The organism is Bacillus canaveralius (assembly GCF_002860125.1).
GTDB lineage: Bacteria > Bacillota > Bacilli > Bacillales > Cytobacillaceae > Bacillus_BJ > Bacillus_BJ canaveralius.
On sequence record NZ_PGVA01000017.1, the window covers coordinates 1 to 17328 of the forward strand.

A 17328-nucleotide genomic window follows, 5' to 3' on the forward strand; every position below is an offset into this window, starting at 1 on the left:
ACGGCTACGCCATTATCTGGATGAGAAGGGAAATTCTTCTCCTACAAACATTTTACTCATACACCAAAGGTCAAATCAATAAATATTTCGCAGGTAAAGAGTCATGAGTACAAAGATATGGTATAATGAGGAATATTAAAAATTAATTCGAAACGGCATGTATATATAACTAGTTGAGTGAATTTCACAAAGTACTAAGCTTAACCGAAAAACGAATTAAATTTACTCAATTATCTAAAAAAATCAATTGCTGGCCAGTCGGACTTTCCTGTGATAACCCTGTAAGATAATAGGTGATGATGGAATGGAATTGCTTGAAGACAATATTATACTAAATTTAAAAAGCCGTTTTTTTGATTTGTTTGACGTCGAAAGCGGTTTATTACGTGATGAGCTTTTACTTGATGCGATGATTGGCTCAATCAAGAGCCTGCTGCATGCCAGTGAGGTAACTTTGCTGGCGTCAAGTGAATGGAATCAAGAGCTCGTCATCGAAGCTTCCACAGAAAAGAGTGCTTACGCAGCTGCTTTTGCTTCTATTGTTACGTCGGAAGAGTATGAACAATTATTGAAAGGAAAAGTAGTTTACCGCTCCGGAGCTCCCCTGGCAGTTTTTGGCGAATGCGATTTGTCGCTGGTCTTCAAGGAAGAAGGGCGAATTCATGGATTTTTGCTCATTAAACAAAAAAATCCGGGCAGCCAATCAGCACTTTCCGATCAATTGTTGATAAATATAAGCAAAGAATGTGTCACATTTCTGAAAAAAGTCCGTGGCCTTTCGAAAATAGTGGTTGACGAGAAGCGTTACAGGCAGCTTTTTCGCATCACGGAAAAGCTTCATTCTTCCATGGACATGGACGCCGTCCTTGGTGAGATCATCGGCACGCTTAAAGAAGTGTATCCATCTTTTACTTATTATTTATTGCTTTCACAGGATAATAACAGCCATGGCGATTTGCCGGTAAGAGATCTGGAATATGACAGCGAAAATATTGCCGCCATGCAGGCTTATGTAACCGGGCTGGTCCAGATTGAGGATTCCGTTCAAGACAGAAAATCCGTGCTTTATGCCCCGTTAAAAGGAAGACAGGGAGTATACGGCGTGTTACAGGTCATTGCTCCGAATACAGTTGTTTTTCCGAAAAATGAGGTTGAGTTTATCATGCTCCTTTCCAACACGGCAGGCGGTGCTTTAGAAAATGCCCAGCTCTACCAGCAGTCAAGGCGGTTAATCTCGGATCTTCAGCTCATTAATGAGACATCCCATCAGCTTAATTCAAATCTCAGGCTTACCGAGACGATAAGCTATATGTCACAGCAAATCATGAAATGGTTTGATGCTCGGGAAGCAGGCTTTATTCTTCTTTCCGAAGACCTTGAACAAACAGAGGTTATGCAGGGCAGCAGCCCATTTTATTTTACTGAAGAGGCGAAAGTCTATATTAAATATATAAAAGATAAAATCAAGAAAGAAAAGGATTCTTTATTTATTGGCGATTTAAATTTGCACAATGGTGAGCGGGCTCCCCGCTTTAAATCGATCATGGCGGTTCCGATGGTGCAAAGCGAAACGTTGAAGGGTTTTGCGCTTGTCATGCATAAACAACCGTATCATTTTTCTTTTGAGGCTTTTAAGCTGCTTCAATCACTCATCCATCACTCAACACTGGCATTTACTAATTCAATGCTTCGCGAAGAACTCGAAAAAATGGTGGTTACCGATCATTTAACAAAGCTATACTCCCGGAACTATTTGAATGAGAAAATGGACATGTCAATCGAAACGGATGGACAGGGCACGTTTATCTTGATTGATATCGATGACTTCAAATCTATAAACGACACGTACGGCCACCAGATCGGTGATGAAGTAATCATTCAGGTGGCAAACATCATTAATACCCATATCCGTTCGACGGATATTGGATCAAGATGGGGCGGGGAGGAGCTGGCGATCTATTTGCCAAAAGCTCCCCTTGAAGCGGGGGTTGTTATTGCCGAAAGGCTGGTTGAAAAGGTCGCCGAAAATACATCACCGCAAATCACGATTTCTTGCGGGGTATCGCACTGGAATTCTGAAAAATCAGATACGAGCATTAATTTATTTAAAAGAGCGGACCGTGCTCTCTATCTGGCGAAAGGGAGCGGAAAAAATAAAGTAGTCATCCAGAAGGAAGAATCCGGAACGATACTGGGCGATAAACTGATTTTTAAATAAAACAAGGCAGGCCGGTTCGCGCGAATCTTTATTCCAGCGGACCGGCTTTTTTCACGGACAAGCCTTTCCTTTCCTCGAAAAATATCATATTCTAAAAGAGGGCAAATATGATAAATCACAATAATGTAAGCGTTTCCAATGAGCGGAGGGGGTTAGGAATGAAAAAAGAACGGTTTGAAACAAGTGTTATTCATGCAGGCTATGATTCCAGCCATTTCCAGGGGAGCCTGGTGCCACCCCTGTATCAAACATCCACGTTTACTTTCGACAATGCCGAACAAGGAGAAAAGCGCTTTGCCGGTGAAGAGCCTGGTTTTATTTACTCAAGGCTTGGAAATCCGACCGTTAAACTTCTTGAAACGCGGATAGCAGAGCTTGAAAATGGCGAAGCAGGTCTTGCTTTTGGCTCTGGTATGGCGGCAGTTTCTGGAGTTTTATTTGCTTTGCTCAAGGCCGGCGACCACATATTATGCTCGCAGGGTGTATATGGCTGTACATTCGGATTGCTGAGCCTGTTGAATGAGAAGTTTCTTATAACCCATGATTTTTCGAGGATGGGGACAAAGGAAGAGCTGGTTGCGGGTATCAAGGCTGAAACAGCATGCATTTATGTGGAAACACCCATTAATCCGACGATGAAACTGGTCGATTTGCAGATGGTAGCCGAAGTGGGCAGGCAAAAAGGAATCCCGATCATTGTCGATAATACATTTTGTTCACCATATTTACAGACGCCGATAAGCCTTGGCTGCGATGTAGTCATTCATAGTGCGACAAAGTATATTTGCGGACATGGAGATGTAATTGCAGGCCTGGCAGTCGGCACGCGTGCATTCATGGACATGGTAAGTAAAACGACATTGAAGGATATCGGCGGAATCATTGCTCCTTTTGACGCCTGGCTGCTCTTGCGCGGGCTCAAGACATTGCCTGTCCGAATGGATCGCCATTGTGAAAATGCTGAAAAACTTGCCTCTTTCTTAAAAAAACATCCGCAAGTCGATCGCATTTTTTTCCCGGGTGATCAAGAACACAGTGATTATAAAATTGCCGCGACACAAATGCGCAAGCCTGGCGGACTCATTTCATTTACAATCAAAGGAACCAAGCATGATGCACAGCAGTTTATGAATCAATTGAACTTAATCAAAATTGCTGTCAGCCTCGGGGATGCAGAAACTTTAATCCAGCACCCGGCGACAATGACGCATGCTGTTGTACCACAAGAAACGAGAAAACAGATGGAGATTGAGGACAATCTCCTCCGCCTGTCAGTTGGGTTGGAAGCGTGGCAGGACATCGAAGACGATTTGGCCCAGGCTTTTGCGAAGATGAATTGACGGCGTACAGAAAAACAGCCTGGCCGAATCCGGTCAGGCTGTTTTCACACTTTACAAATATTGGACAAGTGATTCGGAAAGCTTCTCAAGCTTGGCTTGATCCAACACATCAAAGCGGTTTTTTTCAGGGGAATCAATATCCAAAACTCCAAGCAGCTTTCCATCCTTTAGCAATGGAATAACGATTTCCGATTGTGATGCCGCATCACACGCAATGTGGCCCGGGAACAGATGAACATCTTCCACCCTTACCGTTTCCTGCAATTGCGCCGCTTTACCGCACACACCTTTTCCGACTGGAATGCGTACACAGGCCGGCAGCCCTTGAAACGGCCCGAGCACGAGCTCATCGTCCTCAAGTAAATAAAAGCCTACCCAGTTAACCCGGTCCAAAAATTGATTTAACAGGGCAGACGCATTGCTTAAATTCGCAATCCGATTTGGTTCCCCTTCCAATAGAGCATTAAGCTGTTTTATCACCATTTCGTAATTATCTTCCCGTGTACCCTGATAGGAATCGACCTCAAACATCATCGTTCACCTCACTTCCTGAGTTTTTATCTTTCACAGTAGCATAATCCGCTGAAAAGCGGGTACTTTGTCGATAATTATATAAAGGAAAGTCAAGAGATGCAAAGAATGTTACTTATATGAGTCAATTTCACAATGTAACAAGCTAAACCGAAAAAGAACAAAGTTGTCCAGATATACAGGAGTATGCGTAGGAAACGAATAATACTACCTTAACATTAAGGACTGTTCGTTTTTCACTAAAGAATTGCTTTATGAAATTCATTCATATACTACTTTTAATCGAACAGAATCAGACTGGAGGAGGAAAAGGTGAAAAAAAATTGTAAGGATGCGATTGTCGAGGCGGCCATTATGCTTTTCAATACAAAAGGATACAATGGAATTTCGATCCGGGACATCGCACGAAAAGCAGAGGTGAATCCCGCCAATATTGCTTATTATTTTCATAATAAGCACGGCCTGCTCGAATATTGCTTTATGAACTTTTTTGAAAACTATATGGCAGAGATCGAAAAAGGCTTTGCACAGATTGAGCTCGGGGCCGCCCATTGTTTAAAGGAGATCGGCAAAAATCTTCTTGCATACCAGTGTGAGAATATTCATTTAACAAGATTTATTTTAAGGGAAATGTCGATTGACTCTCAAGTTGTCAGGGAAATTATGTCCACTTATTATGTTAAAGAACGCTTTTATTTTAAAACGGTGCTTGAAAAAGGAATCGAAGCTGGCGAATTTTCGATCCAGTCGATTCCGTATACGATCATCCAGTTTAAAGGACTTTTAATGATGCCTTTTTTAAATATTCAATATGCAACCGAAGTGCTCCATGTTTTTCCGCATGAACAATACTTTTTGAAAATGTATGAACAGGAGCTCGTCCTTTGGATTGAACGGATGTTATGCACAAGTGAGCGCGAGCGGGTACTGGCTATTCAGGGAGCTGGATAAAAGCCATCTGTTCACGTCCTTGTCCCAGCTCTTTTGCCTGATGTGCGTCAGAACCATAAACAAGGGGAATTCCAAGCTCGACTGCTTTTTCAGCAATCCAGTCTGGCGGATAAGGCTCCCGGCACAGCGGTTTTGCGGTTCCAGCTCCGTTATAATCAAGTGCGTAATCGTAAATTTTCAGCACGAGAAGAATCTCAGCAAGTCTTTCGCTGTAATCGTATGCGGCAGGAAATTTTTTATGGAACTTCCTGACAAGGGTGATATGCCCGATCCGCGTCGGCTTATAGCGGCCAAGATTAGCTTTGATTGATAAAAGCAATGTATCAAAATAGCGCTCATATAACGCTTCGATTGTCCCGTACTTTTCGATCATTTGTCCGAAAACTTCAGGGCTGTAATCGAGGCAGTCATAGCTGTCGCGATATTTTAAAAAGTGCACAGATAAAATGGCATCATCCAGTTTAGGTCCCACTTTGTCCAAAAACCTCCGTGTTTCCTCTTCATATCCTTCAATAAAGTCGACTTCCAAGCCTGTGTTTATTTTGATTACACCGGCAAATTTTTTCTTTAAAACGTCGAGATCAGCAAAATAAGCATCCAGTAATTCAGGATTCATGGCACTGTCTTTTCCTGGAGCCGGGTCCTCAAACTGCTCCGGAAGCGGTGCATGCTCGGTAAAAGTTATCTCCTGAAAACCGAGTTTAATGGCTTTTTCGATGTACTCGGAAAATGAATCCGCTGTTCCATGCGGACAATATTTTGTATGAATATGGCCATCCTTCAGCATTTGCCGCCCTCCTTTTTTTATTTAAGGGGTCCCCATCAGCTTTTTTTAATACTGGGATATTTTATGAGGAATATCCCGACTTGAAATAAGCTAATAGCCGAATTTTTGTTGCTATTTCAAGAAAAAGTGAAATTATTAGTCAAAAATTGTCGTTTACATGGTATCATAAAAACTAAGAAAACACATTTTATTCATTTTTTACATAGAACCGTACAATTGCTCCAAATTCGGTGTGTAAACTGGGGGTTTACAATGGAATACATCATTGGCGGATTAGCCATTATTATCATTTTATTTTTAAGCGGCTTTTTATTGAGAAAAAAATTTTATCATGACATTGACCGGCTGGAAGGCTGGAAGATTGATATAATGAATCGGCCTGTATTGGATGAGATGTCAAAGGTTAAACAGTTAAATATGACCGGGCAAACAGAGAAACTGTTTGAACGCTGGCGCGAAGAATGGGACGAGATCGTGACGACGCGGCTGCCGGCTGTTGAAGACCTTTTGTTCGACGCAGAAGAGTTTATCGATAAATATCGCTTTGGCAAATCGAAAGAAGTGCAGTCAAGAATAGAGCGGGAGCTTACTGAAACAGAAGAACAGATAAAAAGCATCCTGCATGAACTTCATGAACTTGTCGGCAGCGAAGAAAAAAACCGCGCAGAGATCGACGGATTAAAGGAACAATACCGCGAAAATAAAAAAACTTTGCTTGCGCACAGGCATAATTACGGAAAAGCTGAAGCAAAGCTTGAACAAAATTTGGACAGTGTTATGGCGAAATTCGAGGATTTCGATGATAAGACGAACCAGGGCAATTATCTTGAAGCGCGGGAAGTGGTGCTTGTCATAAAGGACGAGCTTGAAAAAATCAACTACTGCCTTGAAAATCTGCCGCATTTATTGGTGGAATGCCAGTCAACGATTCCTGGCCATATTCATGAAGTCAAAGAGGGTTGCCGGGAGATGACAGCTCAAGGGTATGTTTTGGACCATCTCCAGCTTGACAAGGAAACCGACAGGCTTGAAACAGAACTGGCCGCATACGTGGCTTATCTCGAACAGGCTGAAATTTCCGAAGTGGAGAACGGAATCCAGGCATTAAAAGAAAGTGTCGAAAATTTATTCGATCTTCTTGAACGGGAAGTAGATGCGAAACGCTTTATAAGCCAGCATGGACAGGGAATAAAAAACTTCCTGGAAAAGCTGCTTAATGAAAAAGAACAGTTGAAGGCCGAGACTCTTTCAGTCCAACAGAGCTATCATTTGGCGGAAAATGATCTGAAGAATCTGGCTGAAATGGAGAAGCATTTGTCAGAGCTTGCGAAAAGGCATCTGGTACTTGAGACAAGACTGGCTGAGAATGATACTGCACAATCGGTATTAGGCGAAGAGTTAAGAGAAGTCCAGCAGTTGCTTGAAGCCGTACTGGATGAACAGAAAGAATATGCGCAGAAGCTCCAGACACTCCGAAAAGATGAAATGTCGGCGCATGAAAAAGTTGCTGAGCTAAAGAAGAAGATCGCTGAGACGATCAGATCGGTATCGAAAAGCAATATTCCGGGCCTATCGCATACATATCAATATTTATTGGATGATGCCAATGAGAGTATTCAGAATGTGGTGCTGAAGCTGGAGGAAAAGCCTCTTGATATCCCGGCGGTACAGAGGTATTTGGAAGTAGCCGTTTTAACGGTCGAAAAGCTGGCAAATACAACGCTTGAACTTGTTGAAAACGCGATGCTTGCTGAAAAAGTCATCCAATATGGCAACCGTTACCGAAGCCGTTATCCATCTGTCGCAAAAGGGCTTGTTGAAGCAGAATCTGCATTTAGAAGCTTTGATTACCAGGCGGCATTGGAGCAGGCGGCAACATCTATAGAGGAAGTCGAGCCGGGTGCGTTAAGAAAAATTGAAATGATATTAGCAAAGGAATAGAAAAACAGGCCAACGTTGCGGCCTGTTTTTTTTGAATTTGTTTGCGATTACGGCTGGATTTGCGTCAATTGATTATGTTAACATTTAAAGTTGGCATAAATGTTTTAAAAACAAGGGGGAAGACACGATGATTTACTTTGATAACAGTGCGACAACCAAGCCTTACAAGGAAGTATTGGATTCGTATGTAAAGGTGTCCTCAGATTACTTTGGCAACCCTTCTTCACTCCACAGCGCCGGTGCCCAGGCAGAAAAGCTGCTTTCACGTGCTAGAGCAGAGCTGGCAAAATTAATGAATGTCAAGGCTAACGAAATATATTTTACATCCGGAGGTACGGAAGGTAATAACCTGGCGATTAAAGGTGCCGCCCTGGCATATAAAGGACGGGGCAGGCACATCATCACGACGCAGGTTGAGCATACCTCCGTCAGGGAAGCAATCGAACAATTGAAACGTGATTATGGTTTCAACGTAACCTATATTGCACCGGATTCTGACGGAAGAGTAAGGATCACTGATATCGAAAAGGCTATAACCGATGAAACGATGCTTGTCTCGGTCATTCATGTAAATAATGAGGTCGGCACAATCCAGCCGATTTGCGAAATTGGTCATATGCTGAAAAACTACCACAAGATCATCTTTCATGTCGACCACGTCCAGGGGATTGGAAAAGTACCTTTGGATATGTATGAATGCGGTATTGGTCTTTGCACCATATCCGGCCATAAATTTCACGGGTTGAAGGGTACGGGTGCCCTGTTTGTAAAGGGAGGTCTTACGCTGTCACCGCTTTTTTCCGGAGGGAACCAGGAATCGAAAATAAGAAGCGGTACAGAAAATGTTGCCGGGATGGTAGCCATGGCCAAAGCGATGCGAATGACTTTCTCGAAAAGGGAAGAACATTTGCAGCAAATGGAAGCAATCAAGGAAAAATTAAGGGAAGAACTGCAAACAATCGTGGGCGTAAAAATTCATACTCCACGAAAATTTTCTGCGCCGCATATTTTAAATTTTTCAATAAAAGGATTTAAAGCAGAGGTTTTTGTTCACGCCCTTGAAGAAGAGGGAGTTTACGTTTCAACGACTAGCGCATGTTCATCAAAGCAAAAAACGGCAAGTTCAACACTTTTGGCGATGGGTGTTCCGGATGATGAGGCGGGCAGTGCGGTACGGATCAGCCTCTCATACGATAATACAGTAGAGGAAGCAGGCCAGGTAATCGACACGATCAAGAACGCGATAGACAAATTGGGAAGGGTTATGAATTAACATGAATTATGATCGAATTCTTATTCGCTATGGTGAAATATCAACAAAAGGAAGAAACCGCAATAAATTTATTAGCCTCCTTAAGGCAAGCATCCAAAGAGTTTTGCGCGATTATCCAAACGCTGCCGTTGAGGCGGACCGTGATCGGATGTATGTCTTGCTTAACGGCGAAGATGGAGAAGAAATTGCGGTAAAACTTAAAAGGGTGTTTGGAATCCAATCGTTCAGCCTCGCCGTTAAAACCGACCGGAATGTTGATGAAATGAAATCGGCTGCGTTGAAGCTGTTCTCGCGAATTTACGAGCAAGGGAAAACCTTTAAAATTACTGCCAAAAGAGGCGACAAAACGTTTCAGTTAAACACAGATGAAATTAATCACGAATTTGGCGGATATTTGTTAAAAAATATTCCCGGTCTTAAGGTAAACGTGAAAAACCCTGATATTAATCTGCAAATTGAAGTCAGGAAAGAGGCAGTGTACCTTTCCTGCGAAAATATCCGCGGTGCCGGAGGACTCCCTGTCGCTTCAAGCGGCAAAGCAATGCTGATGCTTTCAGGGGGAATTGACAGTCCTGTAGCCGGCTATTTGGCGATGAAAAAGGGAGTCGATATTGAAGCAGTCCATTTTCACAGCCCTCCATTTACGAGTGAACGGGCCAGGCAAAAGGTAATTGACCTATCTGAAAAGCTTGCCGGTGTCAGTGGTGCTATCACGCTCCATATCGTTCCGTTTACTGAAATCCAACAGCTGATCCAAAAACAGATTCCGGAGAATTATACAATGACGACGACAAGGCGGCTGATGCTGAGAATAACCGATGAATTGCGCCGAAAGCAGGGAGGCCTTGCGATCGTCACCGGGGAAAGTCTCGGCCAGGTTGCCAGCCAAACGCTCGAAAGCATGTTTACAATCAATGAGGTCACCGACACACCGATTTTAAGACCGTTAATTTCGATGGATAAAACGGAAATTATGTCGATTGCCCACAGCATTGATACACACGATATTTCAATTCGGCCGTATGAAGACTGCTGTACTGTTTTTGTACCGGCGGCTCCGAAAACGAAGCCGCGGCGCGAGAAAGTTCAGCGCTATGAAAGTTTTATCGATTTTGAACCGTATATTCAAAAAGCTGTTAATGATACGCAGCTGCTGATCATCAAACCTGGATTCGGCAACGAAGCAGAAGAAATTGATGAGCTGTTCTAGAAGTTTTCGAAATACGAATGTTTTTCGGAGGTTTGGCACATCCTATTGATAGGGAGACGCGATGGCACGAAATGCCGGGGTTCAACCTGAGTGAAGTGCGATGTTATGCTGCTTAGTTTCTTAAACCCAATGAAAATAAATGGCTACATGGAGCGGGCTCGCCTGCTCCTATTTTTTGTGTGATTTTAAAATGTTGAAAAATTTAGTATAATAATTTTGCAGAGAATTCATGTGAGGGGGAATATTTTTGAAACGGGAAGACTTAATTGCACCTGATAAATATAATTTGGTTCGTGAGATGGAACGTTTTGCAGCTGATCCGGGGAAACTGGCAGTTAAATGGGAAAATGAAACAGGAGAAACCAGTGAAATTACATATCAACAGCTGATAAAAAATGCGAATAAAATTGGCAATGTATTTCTTCGCAGCGGCCTGCGGCGGGGGGATGTCGTTCTAATCATGGTCCCGCGCCTGATCCGGGCTTATGAAGTGTATTTTGCTGCTTTAAAAGCGGGGCTGGTCGTTATTCCAAGTTCGGAAATGCTGCGCAGTAAGGATTTACAATATCGAATTAGCCATGGTGACGTCAAGGCAATCGTCAGCTACTATCCATATGTTGAGCAATTTTCCGATATCGGAGAAATGGCAGGCCTTGAAAAGTTCGTGATTGGCGGAAAAACTGAAGACTGGACCGACCTTGATGAAGAAATGGTGGGTGAATCAGATGAAATGGCAATCGCGGCAACTTCGCGGGACGATATGGCGTTTTTATCATATACTTCAGGAACAACCGGAAATCCGAAGGGGGTCGTGCACACGCACGGCTGGGCCTATGCCCATTTGAAGACAGCGGCCGAGAAGTGGCTTTCTATTAAAGAAGGCGATGTGGTCTGGGCAACGGCAGGGCCGGGTTGGCAAAAATGGATATGGAGTCCGTTTTTATCAGTTCTTGGAACTGGTGGAACCGGCCTTGTTTATCATGGCAAATTTGAGCCGAAAAAATATTTGTCGTTATTGGACAAATATGAAGTTAATGTACTGTGCTGTACGCCAACCGAGTACAGGCTGATGGCAAAGGCTGACAACCTTGATGAGTACAAGCTTTCACATCTTCACAGTGCTGTATCTGCAGGCGAACCGTTAAACAGGGAAGTGATTGATACATTTAGAAAATATTTTAACGTTGATGTCCGGGATGGGTACGGACAAACGGAAAATACGCTTCTTGTCGGTGTGACGAAGGGGATGGAGCTTAAAGCTGGTTCAATGGGAAAACCTACCCCTGGCAACCGTGTAGAGATTGTTAACGATGAAGGAGAGCCATGCCAGCCTGGCGAGGTCGGCGATATTGCCGTCCATGTGGAAACACCTGCTCTATTTAAAAAATATTATAAAGACCCGGAGCGAACGTCGATGCAGTTCAGGGGCGATTATTATATCACCGGTGACAAGGCAAAGAAAGATGAGGACGGCTATTTCTGGTTTGAAGGGCGCGGTGATGATATTATTGTCAGCTCGGGTTACACGATCGGACCTTTTGAAGTGGAAGACGCGCTCGTGAAACATCCTTTTGTAAAAGAATGTGCCGTCGTCGCAAGCCCGGATGAAATCCGCGGACATGTCGTCAAAGCGTTCGTTATTTTGCGCGATGGTGTTGATCGAAATTCAGCAGATCTGGTCAAGAACCTGCAGGATCATGTCAAAGGATTAACAGCGCCATACAAATACCCAAGAAAATTCGAGTTTTTAGACGAGCTGCCGAAAACTACTTCGGGAAAAATCAGGAGAATTGAACTCCGCCAGAAGGAATTAGGGATGTTGAAGGAGAACTAATCCTATAATAAGCGGATATATTCTCAACTTTGGGAAGAATATCGTCAACTTCCTGAATATATCGTCAAGTTTGGGAAGGATATCGTCAACTTCCCGGATATATCGTCAAGTTTGGAAGGATATCGTCAACTTCCTGAATATATCGTCAAGTTTGGGAAGGATATCGTCAACTTCCCGGATATATCGTCAAGTTTGGAAGGATATCGTCAACTTCCCGAATATATCGTCAAGTTTGGAAGGATATCGTCAACTTCGCCGAATATATCGTCAAGCTTGGAAGGATATCGTCAACTTCCCGGATATATCGTCAAGTTTGGAAAGATATCGTCAACTTCGGGAAGGATATCGTCAACTTCCCGAATATATCATCAACTTAGGGAAGAATATCGTCGAACATCCCGGATATATCGAACCTTACAGTCCGCACAGATCGGCAGTTTACAAGATGATGTTTTCCCGTGATATTTGGTATACTTATTCAAAAAATGCAGGCGTATTCCGTCTGCATTTTCAAATGGAAAAGCAAGGGGAAATGGATGATGGGAACGCTCTGGCACGGTGGACTAATTTATACGATGGAGACGGAAGGCGAGCAGGTTGAAGCCATTTATACGGAAAATGGCACGGTCATGGCAACGGGAACCTTCGCAGGTCTTCAGGGAAAATATCAAAACGAGATATCTGAAATCAATCATTTACATGGAAAAACAATGTTGCCAGGCTTTGTCGACAGCCATATGCATCTAATCGGCCATGGTGAGACGCTGATCAGGCTTGATCTTTCCAGGCATACCTCGAAGCAAGCGGTATTTAAAGCTGTAGAGGAATATGCGGACCGCACAGCACCAGGCAAGTGGATCATCGGGGAAGGCTGGAATGAAAATCTGTGGGAAAATCCTGAAGTTATTTCTCGGGAAGAAATGGATGCGCTTGTCCCGGATCATCCCGTGCTACTCAAGCGCGTCTGCCGCCATGCTTTAGTCGCCAATTCGCTCGCTTTTAAAGCGGCCAATATAACCTCGGCAACGATCTGTCCTCCCGGAGGGGTCATTGACAAGAGTGATTCGGGAAAATTGACTGGACTTCTGAAGGACCAGGCCCAGGATCTCCTTTTGTCAGCTTTGCCTGATGTCGAGGAAGAATATTTGCAGCAGGCGTTGCGGGCAGCGATAAAAAACGCCTGGCGTCTCGGCCTGACCGGGGCCCACACAGAGGATTTAAATTATTATGGTGGTTTTCAAAAGACATATGAAACATTTAAACATGTCATTGAAGATGAAGGATTGAGGTTCCGTGCCCACCTTCTCGTCCACCATGAAGTGGCTTCCGATCTTTATAAAGAGGGTGGCACTTTTCTCGGCGGAAATCAATGGATTGAATTTGGCGCAATTAAAATATTTGCGGACGGGGCACTGGGCGGTCGAACGGCCTTGCTGAGCCACCCGTATGCAGATGAACCCGGCACGAGCGGCGTTGCCATTTTTACAGAACAACAGTTGCTTGATTTAGTCAAAAACGCGAGGGAACACGAGATGCCTGTCGCGATTCATACGATCGGCGATTTGGCCTTTGAGTACGCTTTAAATGCACTGGAGAAAAGCTCTTTGCAAGGTAAGGGAAGGGACCGGCTGATCCACGCCCAGATCTTACGCAGCGATTTAATCGAGCGGGCAAAAAAGCTTCCGTTAATCCTCGATATCCAGCCAATGTTCACAGCATCCGATTTCCCGTGGGTAGTCGAGCGGATTGGCGAGGAGCACATGAAATATTGTTATGCATGGAAAACTCTTCTCGACGCAGGCATTCCTTGCGCCGGAGGTTCGGATGCGCCAATCGAGCCAGCTGATCCGCTGCTCGGCATCCATGCTGCTGTCACAAGGTCGAACGTCGATGATCCTGCAAAGATCGCATATAAGCCAGAAGAAGCGCTATCGGTTTATGAAGCTGTCAGCTTGTTCACAAAAGGAAGCGCTTATGCGATTTGCCATGAACATGACCGCGGTCGCATTAAAGCAGGATACGCCGCCGATTTCACGGTTCTTTCCGAAAATATATTTGAAATTGATCCGCAGCAGATTGCTGATATACAAGTCGCAATGACGGTTGTTGATGGACAAATCGTTTATAAACTGGAAAATCCGGGGGTGTAATCCCGGATTTTTATTTTTTCATAAGCAATTATAGCCCACTATCCACACATTTCCTGTATAATAAAAAATATTTCGATACTAGAAAGAATAGAGGAACGAAGGAAATGAATCATGATGAACAACGATTAGGGGCCATTTACGCAGGCTTCTCTTATATTTTATGGGGATTGCTGCCGATCTATTGGAAGTTTTTGCATCATGTCAGTGCCTATGAAATTTTGGCAAGCCGGATTGTTTGGTCGTTTATTTTTATGCTTGCTGTCTTGTTTGTTCTAAGAAAGCAGAAAGCCTTCTTGCAGCAGCTGAAGGAGCTGAAAAACATTCGAAAAGCGGCTGCGCTTGCTTGTGCTTCTTTGTTGATCAGTATCAACTGGTTTATTTATATTTGGGCAGTTCATACCGACCAAATGATTCAAGCCAGCCTTGGCTATTACATTAATCCGCTCGTCAGTGTTTTGCTCGGTATGCTTGTTTTCAAGGAAAAACTTTCGCCTGCACAATACTTATCGGTGCTGTTTGCCGCAATTGGCGTTCTCGTCTTGACGATTTCATACGGAAGCTTTCCATGGATTGCGTTGACACTCGCGGTCTCATTTGGTTTATATGGTCTCGCGAAAAAGCTGATCAAAGTCGATTCGGAAATTGGCTTGACGCTTGAAACTTTGATGGTGACTCCGATTGCCGCCATTTACATCGGCGTACTTTTTTACAATGGCGGCAATGCTTTTGCGTCTGTGTCCATCTCTACTGACCTGCTGCTGATTGGTGCAGGTGCTGCTACTGCCTTGCCATTGTTGTTTTTTGCAAAAGGCGCCCAGCGCATTCCATTATCAATGCTGGGATTCCTGCAATATATCGCGCCAACCTTAACACTCCTTCTTGGCGTGTTTGTCTATGGTGAACACTTTTCAAGAAATCACCTGCTCGCCTTCACATTTATTTGGGCAGCATTGACGATTTATTCAATTGCACGTACAAAAGCGGTCACAGCGCTCGAGCTGAAATGGAAAAAAAGCAAAGGCCTTGAAATGTGAGAAAGAGAGTCCGTTTTGGGGGACTCTCTTTCATTACAAAATTCTATAAAAAAGTCCGTTTCACTTTTTCCCAAAAAGAATTGTCCTTTAGTTTGACGGTTTTGATGACTTTGCCGCTTAATTTAATATCAATTTTTTCAACATGCTGGATGCTGAGTGCTTCATTGTCCATTCCCATTGTCGGGTAGTCATTGCCAGCCTGGGCAACTTTGAGGGTAAGCTGTCTGTCACCGCTCAATATGAAAGAAGACCCGAGCGTCCGGTAGCGATTATTGTTTAACGAAGCGAGCTCGCTCACCTGGAAGCACGGCAGCATCGGATCGACGATGGAACCATTAACCGATTTTGTATAGGCTGTGCTCCCAGTTGGTGTCGCGACAATCATGCCGTCGCCGCGGAAGGTTTCAAAGTAGTTCTGGTCGATGAAGACATCAAGAACAAAGGTTTTGATGATCGCGGAGCGGATACTGAACTCATTCAGGCAGCTGAAGGTAGATTCATCATCCAACGTTACATCAATGGTTGGATAGCGCCGAACCTCGATCTGTTCGTTGGTCATTGCCTCAATCATTTTTGCGGTGTCATCAATATTAAAGTCGCAGTAAAGGCTTAAGCTGCCGGTTGTTGAAATACCTGCATACAAGCTATCCTCTTTAAAGCCTGTTTTTCTGACTGCCTGCAGAAATGTACCATCACCGCCGATGCTGACGATAATATTCGCGGTGTTAAAATCTTTAACAACGTTAAATCCGTATTGACTGGCAAGTTCGTAGAGGGGCGCTACTTTTTCCAGAGTTTCAACATCCCGCTTATGGTAAAGATATAAATTGCGGCGATTAGGCATGTTCATTCCTCCAAGCATAAGGTAGGTTATTTTGGTTCAATTCGTTTTCTGAAAAAAATGAATTTTCATACGTTCCTATTTTTAAACTACAGAGCTTGCCATTTTGCTAAAATATTAGATGTTGACATTAGTTTACCATGTTTTTGAAACATTTTGAAAGTGAGTCCGTATTAAAATGGAGTCATAAATAAGGGGGAAACATCATGAACGGTAAACGCTGGGCAGCACTTGGAATTGCTGCCGGATTATTTTTAGTATCAGTGATTGTTAATTTTGCAACAGCATTTGCATTAAATGATTGGGAAACTACATTTTCGGAGGTATTTGAAACATCCGATGATTTATTTCTTGAAGAGGTTGTCGAGGAAGGCGACGAATTTAGCAAAATTGCTGTGCTCAACGTCGATGGAGTTATTCAGGATACAGGCGACGCAGCTGCGCTGTTCGCAACCCCTGGATATAATCACCGTGCTTTTATGGAAAAACTGGAGCAAGTCAAGGATGACGATACCGTAAGCGCCATGATTATTCGTGTCAACTCGCCGGGCGGCGGAGTGGTCGAAAGTGCCGAAATCCATGATAAGCTTGTTGAGATTCAGAAAGAAACGAAAAAGCCTGTGTACGTCTCAATGGGATCGATGGCGGCTTCCGGAGGTTACTACATCTCAGCTCCTGCTGACAAAATTTATGCAAGCCCCGAGACAATGACCGGTTCTTTAGGTGTGATTATGCAAGGTATGAACTATAGCGGCCTTGCTGAAAAATATGGGGTCGATTTTGAAACAATCAAAAGCGGTCCATATAAGGATATTATGAGCCCGACGAGAGAGATGACAGCAGAAGAACGCGCGATTCTCCAGTCGATGATTGATAATTCTTATAAAGGTTTTGTAGACGTTATCGCTGAAGGCCGTGGCTTGTCCGAAGATCAGGTAAGGCAAATTGCCGACGGACGCATTTATGACGGACGCCAGGCGAAGGAATTGAACCTGATTGATGATTTCGGTTATTTAGACGATGTCATTGAGGCGTTGAAAAAAGACCATGACTTAAGCGGCGCGATGGTTGTCCAATATACCGAAAATCTGGGCTTTGGCTCTTTATTTAGTATGGGGGCGCACAAAATCATGGGGGAAGAGCTGGAAATGGCCGGAATTATGAAGCTGTTATCCCAGCCGTATGCTCCGCGTCTCATGTATTTATATGCTGAATAAG

The 17328-nt window shown here is 43.7% G+C and carries 13 protein-coding genes; 10 read left to right on the forward strand and 3 right to left on the reverse strand.

The features are described from left to right. Positions 1-304 precede the first annotated feature (304 nt). Complete coding sequence (locus CU635_RS08535; protein WP_101576887.1) at positions 305-2218, forward strand: sensor domain-containing diguanylate cyclase; 1914 nt, start codon at positions 305-307, stop codon at positions 2216-2218. Positions 2219-2376: 158 nt separating this feature from the next. Continuing rightward, on the forward strand, positions 2377-3558 hold the full coding sequence (gene megL, locus CU635_RS08540; RefSeq protein ID WP_101576889.1) for a methionine gamma-lyase: 1182 nt from the start codon (positions 2377-2379) through the stop codon (positions 3556-3558). A 51-nt stretch (positions 3559-3609) separates the two neighbouring features. Here the strand turns inward: megL and CU635_RS08545 are convergent, their stop codons facing one another. Further along, positions 3610-4089: a GAF domain-containing protein gene (locus CU635_RS08545; RefSeq protein ID WP_101576891.1), complete on the reverse strand. Its 480-nt coding sequence runs from the start codon at positions 4087-4089 to the stop codon at positions 3610-3612. 312 nt (positions 4090-4401) lie between these two features. Between CU635_RS08545 and refZ the strand changes: the two genes are divergently transcribed. Beyond that, entirely contained in the window at positions 4402-5040 is a 639-nt protein-coding gene (gene refZ / locus CU635_RS08550) for a forespore capture DNA-binding protein RefZ (protein ID WP_101576893.1), read from the forward strand. On the opposite strand, the gene hisJ is transcribed toward refZ, so the two are convergent. After that, entirely contained in the window at positions 5021-5827 is an 807-nt protein-coding gene (hisJ, locus tag CU635_RS08555) for a histidinol-phosphatase HisJ (RefSeq protein ID WP_101576895.1), read from the reverse strand. The genes refZ and hisJ overlap by 20 nt on opposite strands. Positions 5828-6079: 252 nt before the next feature. Between hisJ and ezrA the strand changes: the two genes are divergently transcribed. The 6 genes from ezrA (at position 6080) to rarD (ending at position 15269) form a co-directional block, all read left to right on the forward strand. Beyond that, the gene (gene ezrA / locus CU635_RS08560; protein WP_101576897.1) at positions 6080-7768 is read left to right on the forward strand and encodes a septation ring formation regulator EzrA; all 1689 of its coding nucleotides are present in this window, start codon (positions 6080-6082) and stop codon (positions 7766-7768) included. 127 nt (positions 7769-7895) lie between these two features. Next, entirely contained in the window at positions 7896-9041 is a 1146-nt protein-coding gene (locus CU635_RS08565; protein ID WP_101576899.1) for a cysteine desulfurase family protein, read from the forward strand. Position 9042: 1 nt separating this feature from the next. Beyond that, positions 9043-10251, forward strand: a complete 1209-nt coding sequence (gene thiI, locus CU635_RS08570) for a tRNA uracil 4-sulfurtransferase ThiI (protein WP_101576902.1) — start codon at positions 9043-9045, stop codon at positions 10249-10251. Positions 10252-10498: 247 nt separating this feature from the next. After that, a complete protein-coding gene (mbcS, locus tag CU635_RS08575) occupies positions 10499-12085 on the forward strand; it encodes an acyl-CoA synthetase MbcS (protein WP_101576904.1) in 1587 nt (528 codons plus the stop codon). A 539-nt stretch (positions 12086-12624) separates the two neighbouring features. After that, entirely contained in the window at positions 12625-14235 is a 1611-nt protein-coding gene (locus CU635_RS08580; RefSeq protein WP_101576906.1) for an amidohydrolase, read from the forward strand. Positions 14236-14339: 104 nt separating this feature from the next. Further along, positions 14340-15269, forward strand: coding sequence for an EamA family transporter RarD (gene rarD / locus CU635_RS08585; protein WP_101576908.1), 930 nt, complete (start codon positions 14340-14342; stop codon positions 15267-15269). 43 nt (positions 15270-15312) lie between these two features. Here rarD and CU635_RS08590 read toward each other — a convergent pair whose 3' ends face one another. After that, entirely contained in the window at positions 15313-16113 is an 801-nt protein-coding gene (locus CU635_RS08590) for an NAD kinase (RefSeq protein WP_101576911.1), read from the reverse strand. A gap of 203 nt (positions 16114-16316) precedes the next feature. Here CU635_RS08590 and sppA point away from each other — a divergent pair, with 203 nt between their 5' ends. Beyond that, entirely contained in the window at positions 16317-17327 is a 1011-nt protein-coding gene (gene sppA, locus CU635_RS08595; RefSeq protein ID WP_101576913.1) for a signal peptide peptidase SppA, read from the forward strand. Position 17328: the final 1 nt, after the last annotated feature.

What these genes read in the sequence shown, in the direction of transcription:
- CU635_RS08535 (WP_101576887.1), top strand. Translation starts at nt 305, where the DNA reads ATGGAATTGCTTGAAGACAATATTATACTAAATTTAAAAAGCCGTTTT.
- megL (WP_101576889.1), top strand. Translation starts at nt 2,377, where the DNA reads ATGAAAAAAGAACGGTTTGAAACAAGTGTTATTCATGCAGGCTATGAT.
- CU635_RS08545 (WP_101576891.1), bottom strand. Translation starts at nt 4,089, where the DNA reads ATGTTTGAGGTCGATTCCTATCAGGGTACACGGGAAGATAATTACGAA.
- hisJ (WP_101576895.1), bottom strand. Translation starts at nt 5,827, where the DNA reads ATGCTGAAGGATGGCCATATTCATACAAAATATTGTCCGCATGGAACA.
- ezrA (WP_101576897.1), top strand. Translation starts at nt 6,080, where the DNA reads ATGGAATACATCATTGGCGGATTAGCCATTATTATCATTTTATTTTTA.
- CU635_RS08565 (WP_101576899.1), top strand. Translation starts at nt 7,896, where the DNA reads ATGATTTACTTTGATAACAGTGCGACAACCAAGCCTTACAAGGAAGTA.
- thiI (WP_101576902.1), top strand. Translation starts at nt 9,043, where the DNA reads ATGAATTATGATCGAATTCTTATTCGCTATGGTGAAATATCAACAAAA.
- CU635_RS08580 (WP_101576906.1), top strand. Translation starts at nt 12,625, where the DNA reads ATGGGAACGCTCTGGCACGGTGGACTAATTTATACGATGGAGACGGAA.
- rarD (WP_101576908.1), top strand. Translation starts at nt 14,340, where the DNA reads ATGAATCATGATGAACAACGATTAGGGGCCATTTACGCAGGCTTCTCT.
- CU635_RS08590 (WP_101576911.1), bottom strand. Translation starts at nt 16,113, where the DNA reads ATGCCTAATCGCCGCAATTTATATCTTTACCATAAGCGGGATGTTGAA.
- sppA (WP_101576913.1), top strand. Translation starts at nt 16,317, where the DNA reads ATGAACGGTAAACGCTGGGCAGCACTTGGAATTGCTGCCGGATTATTT.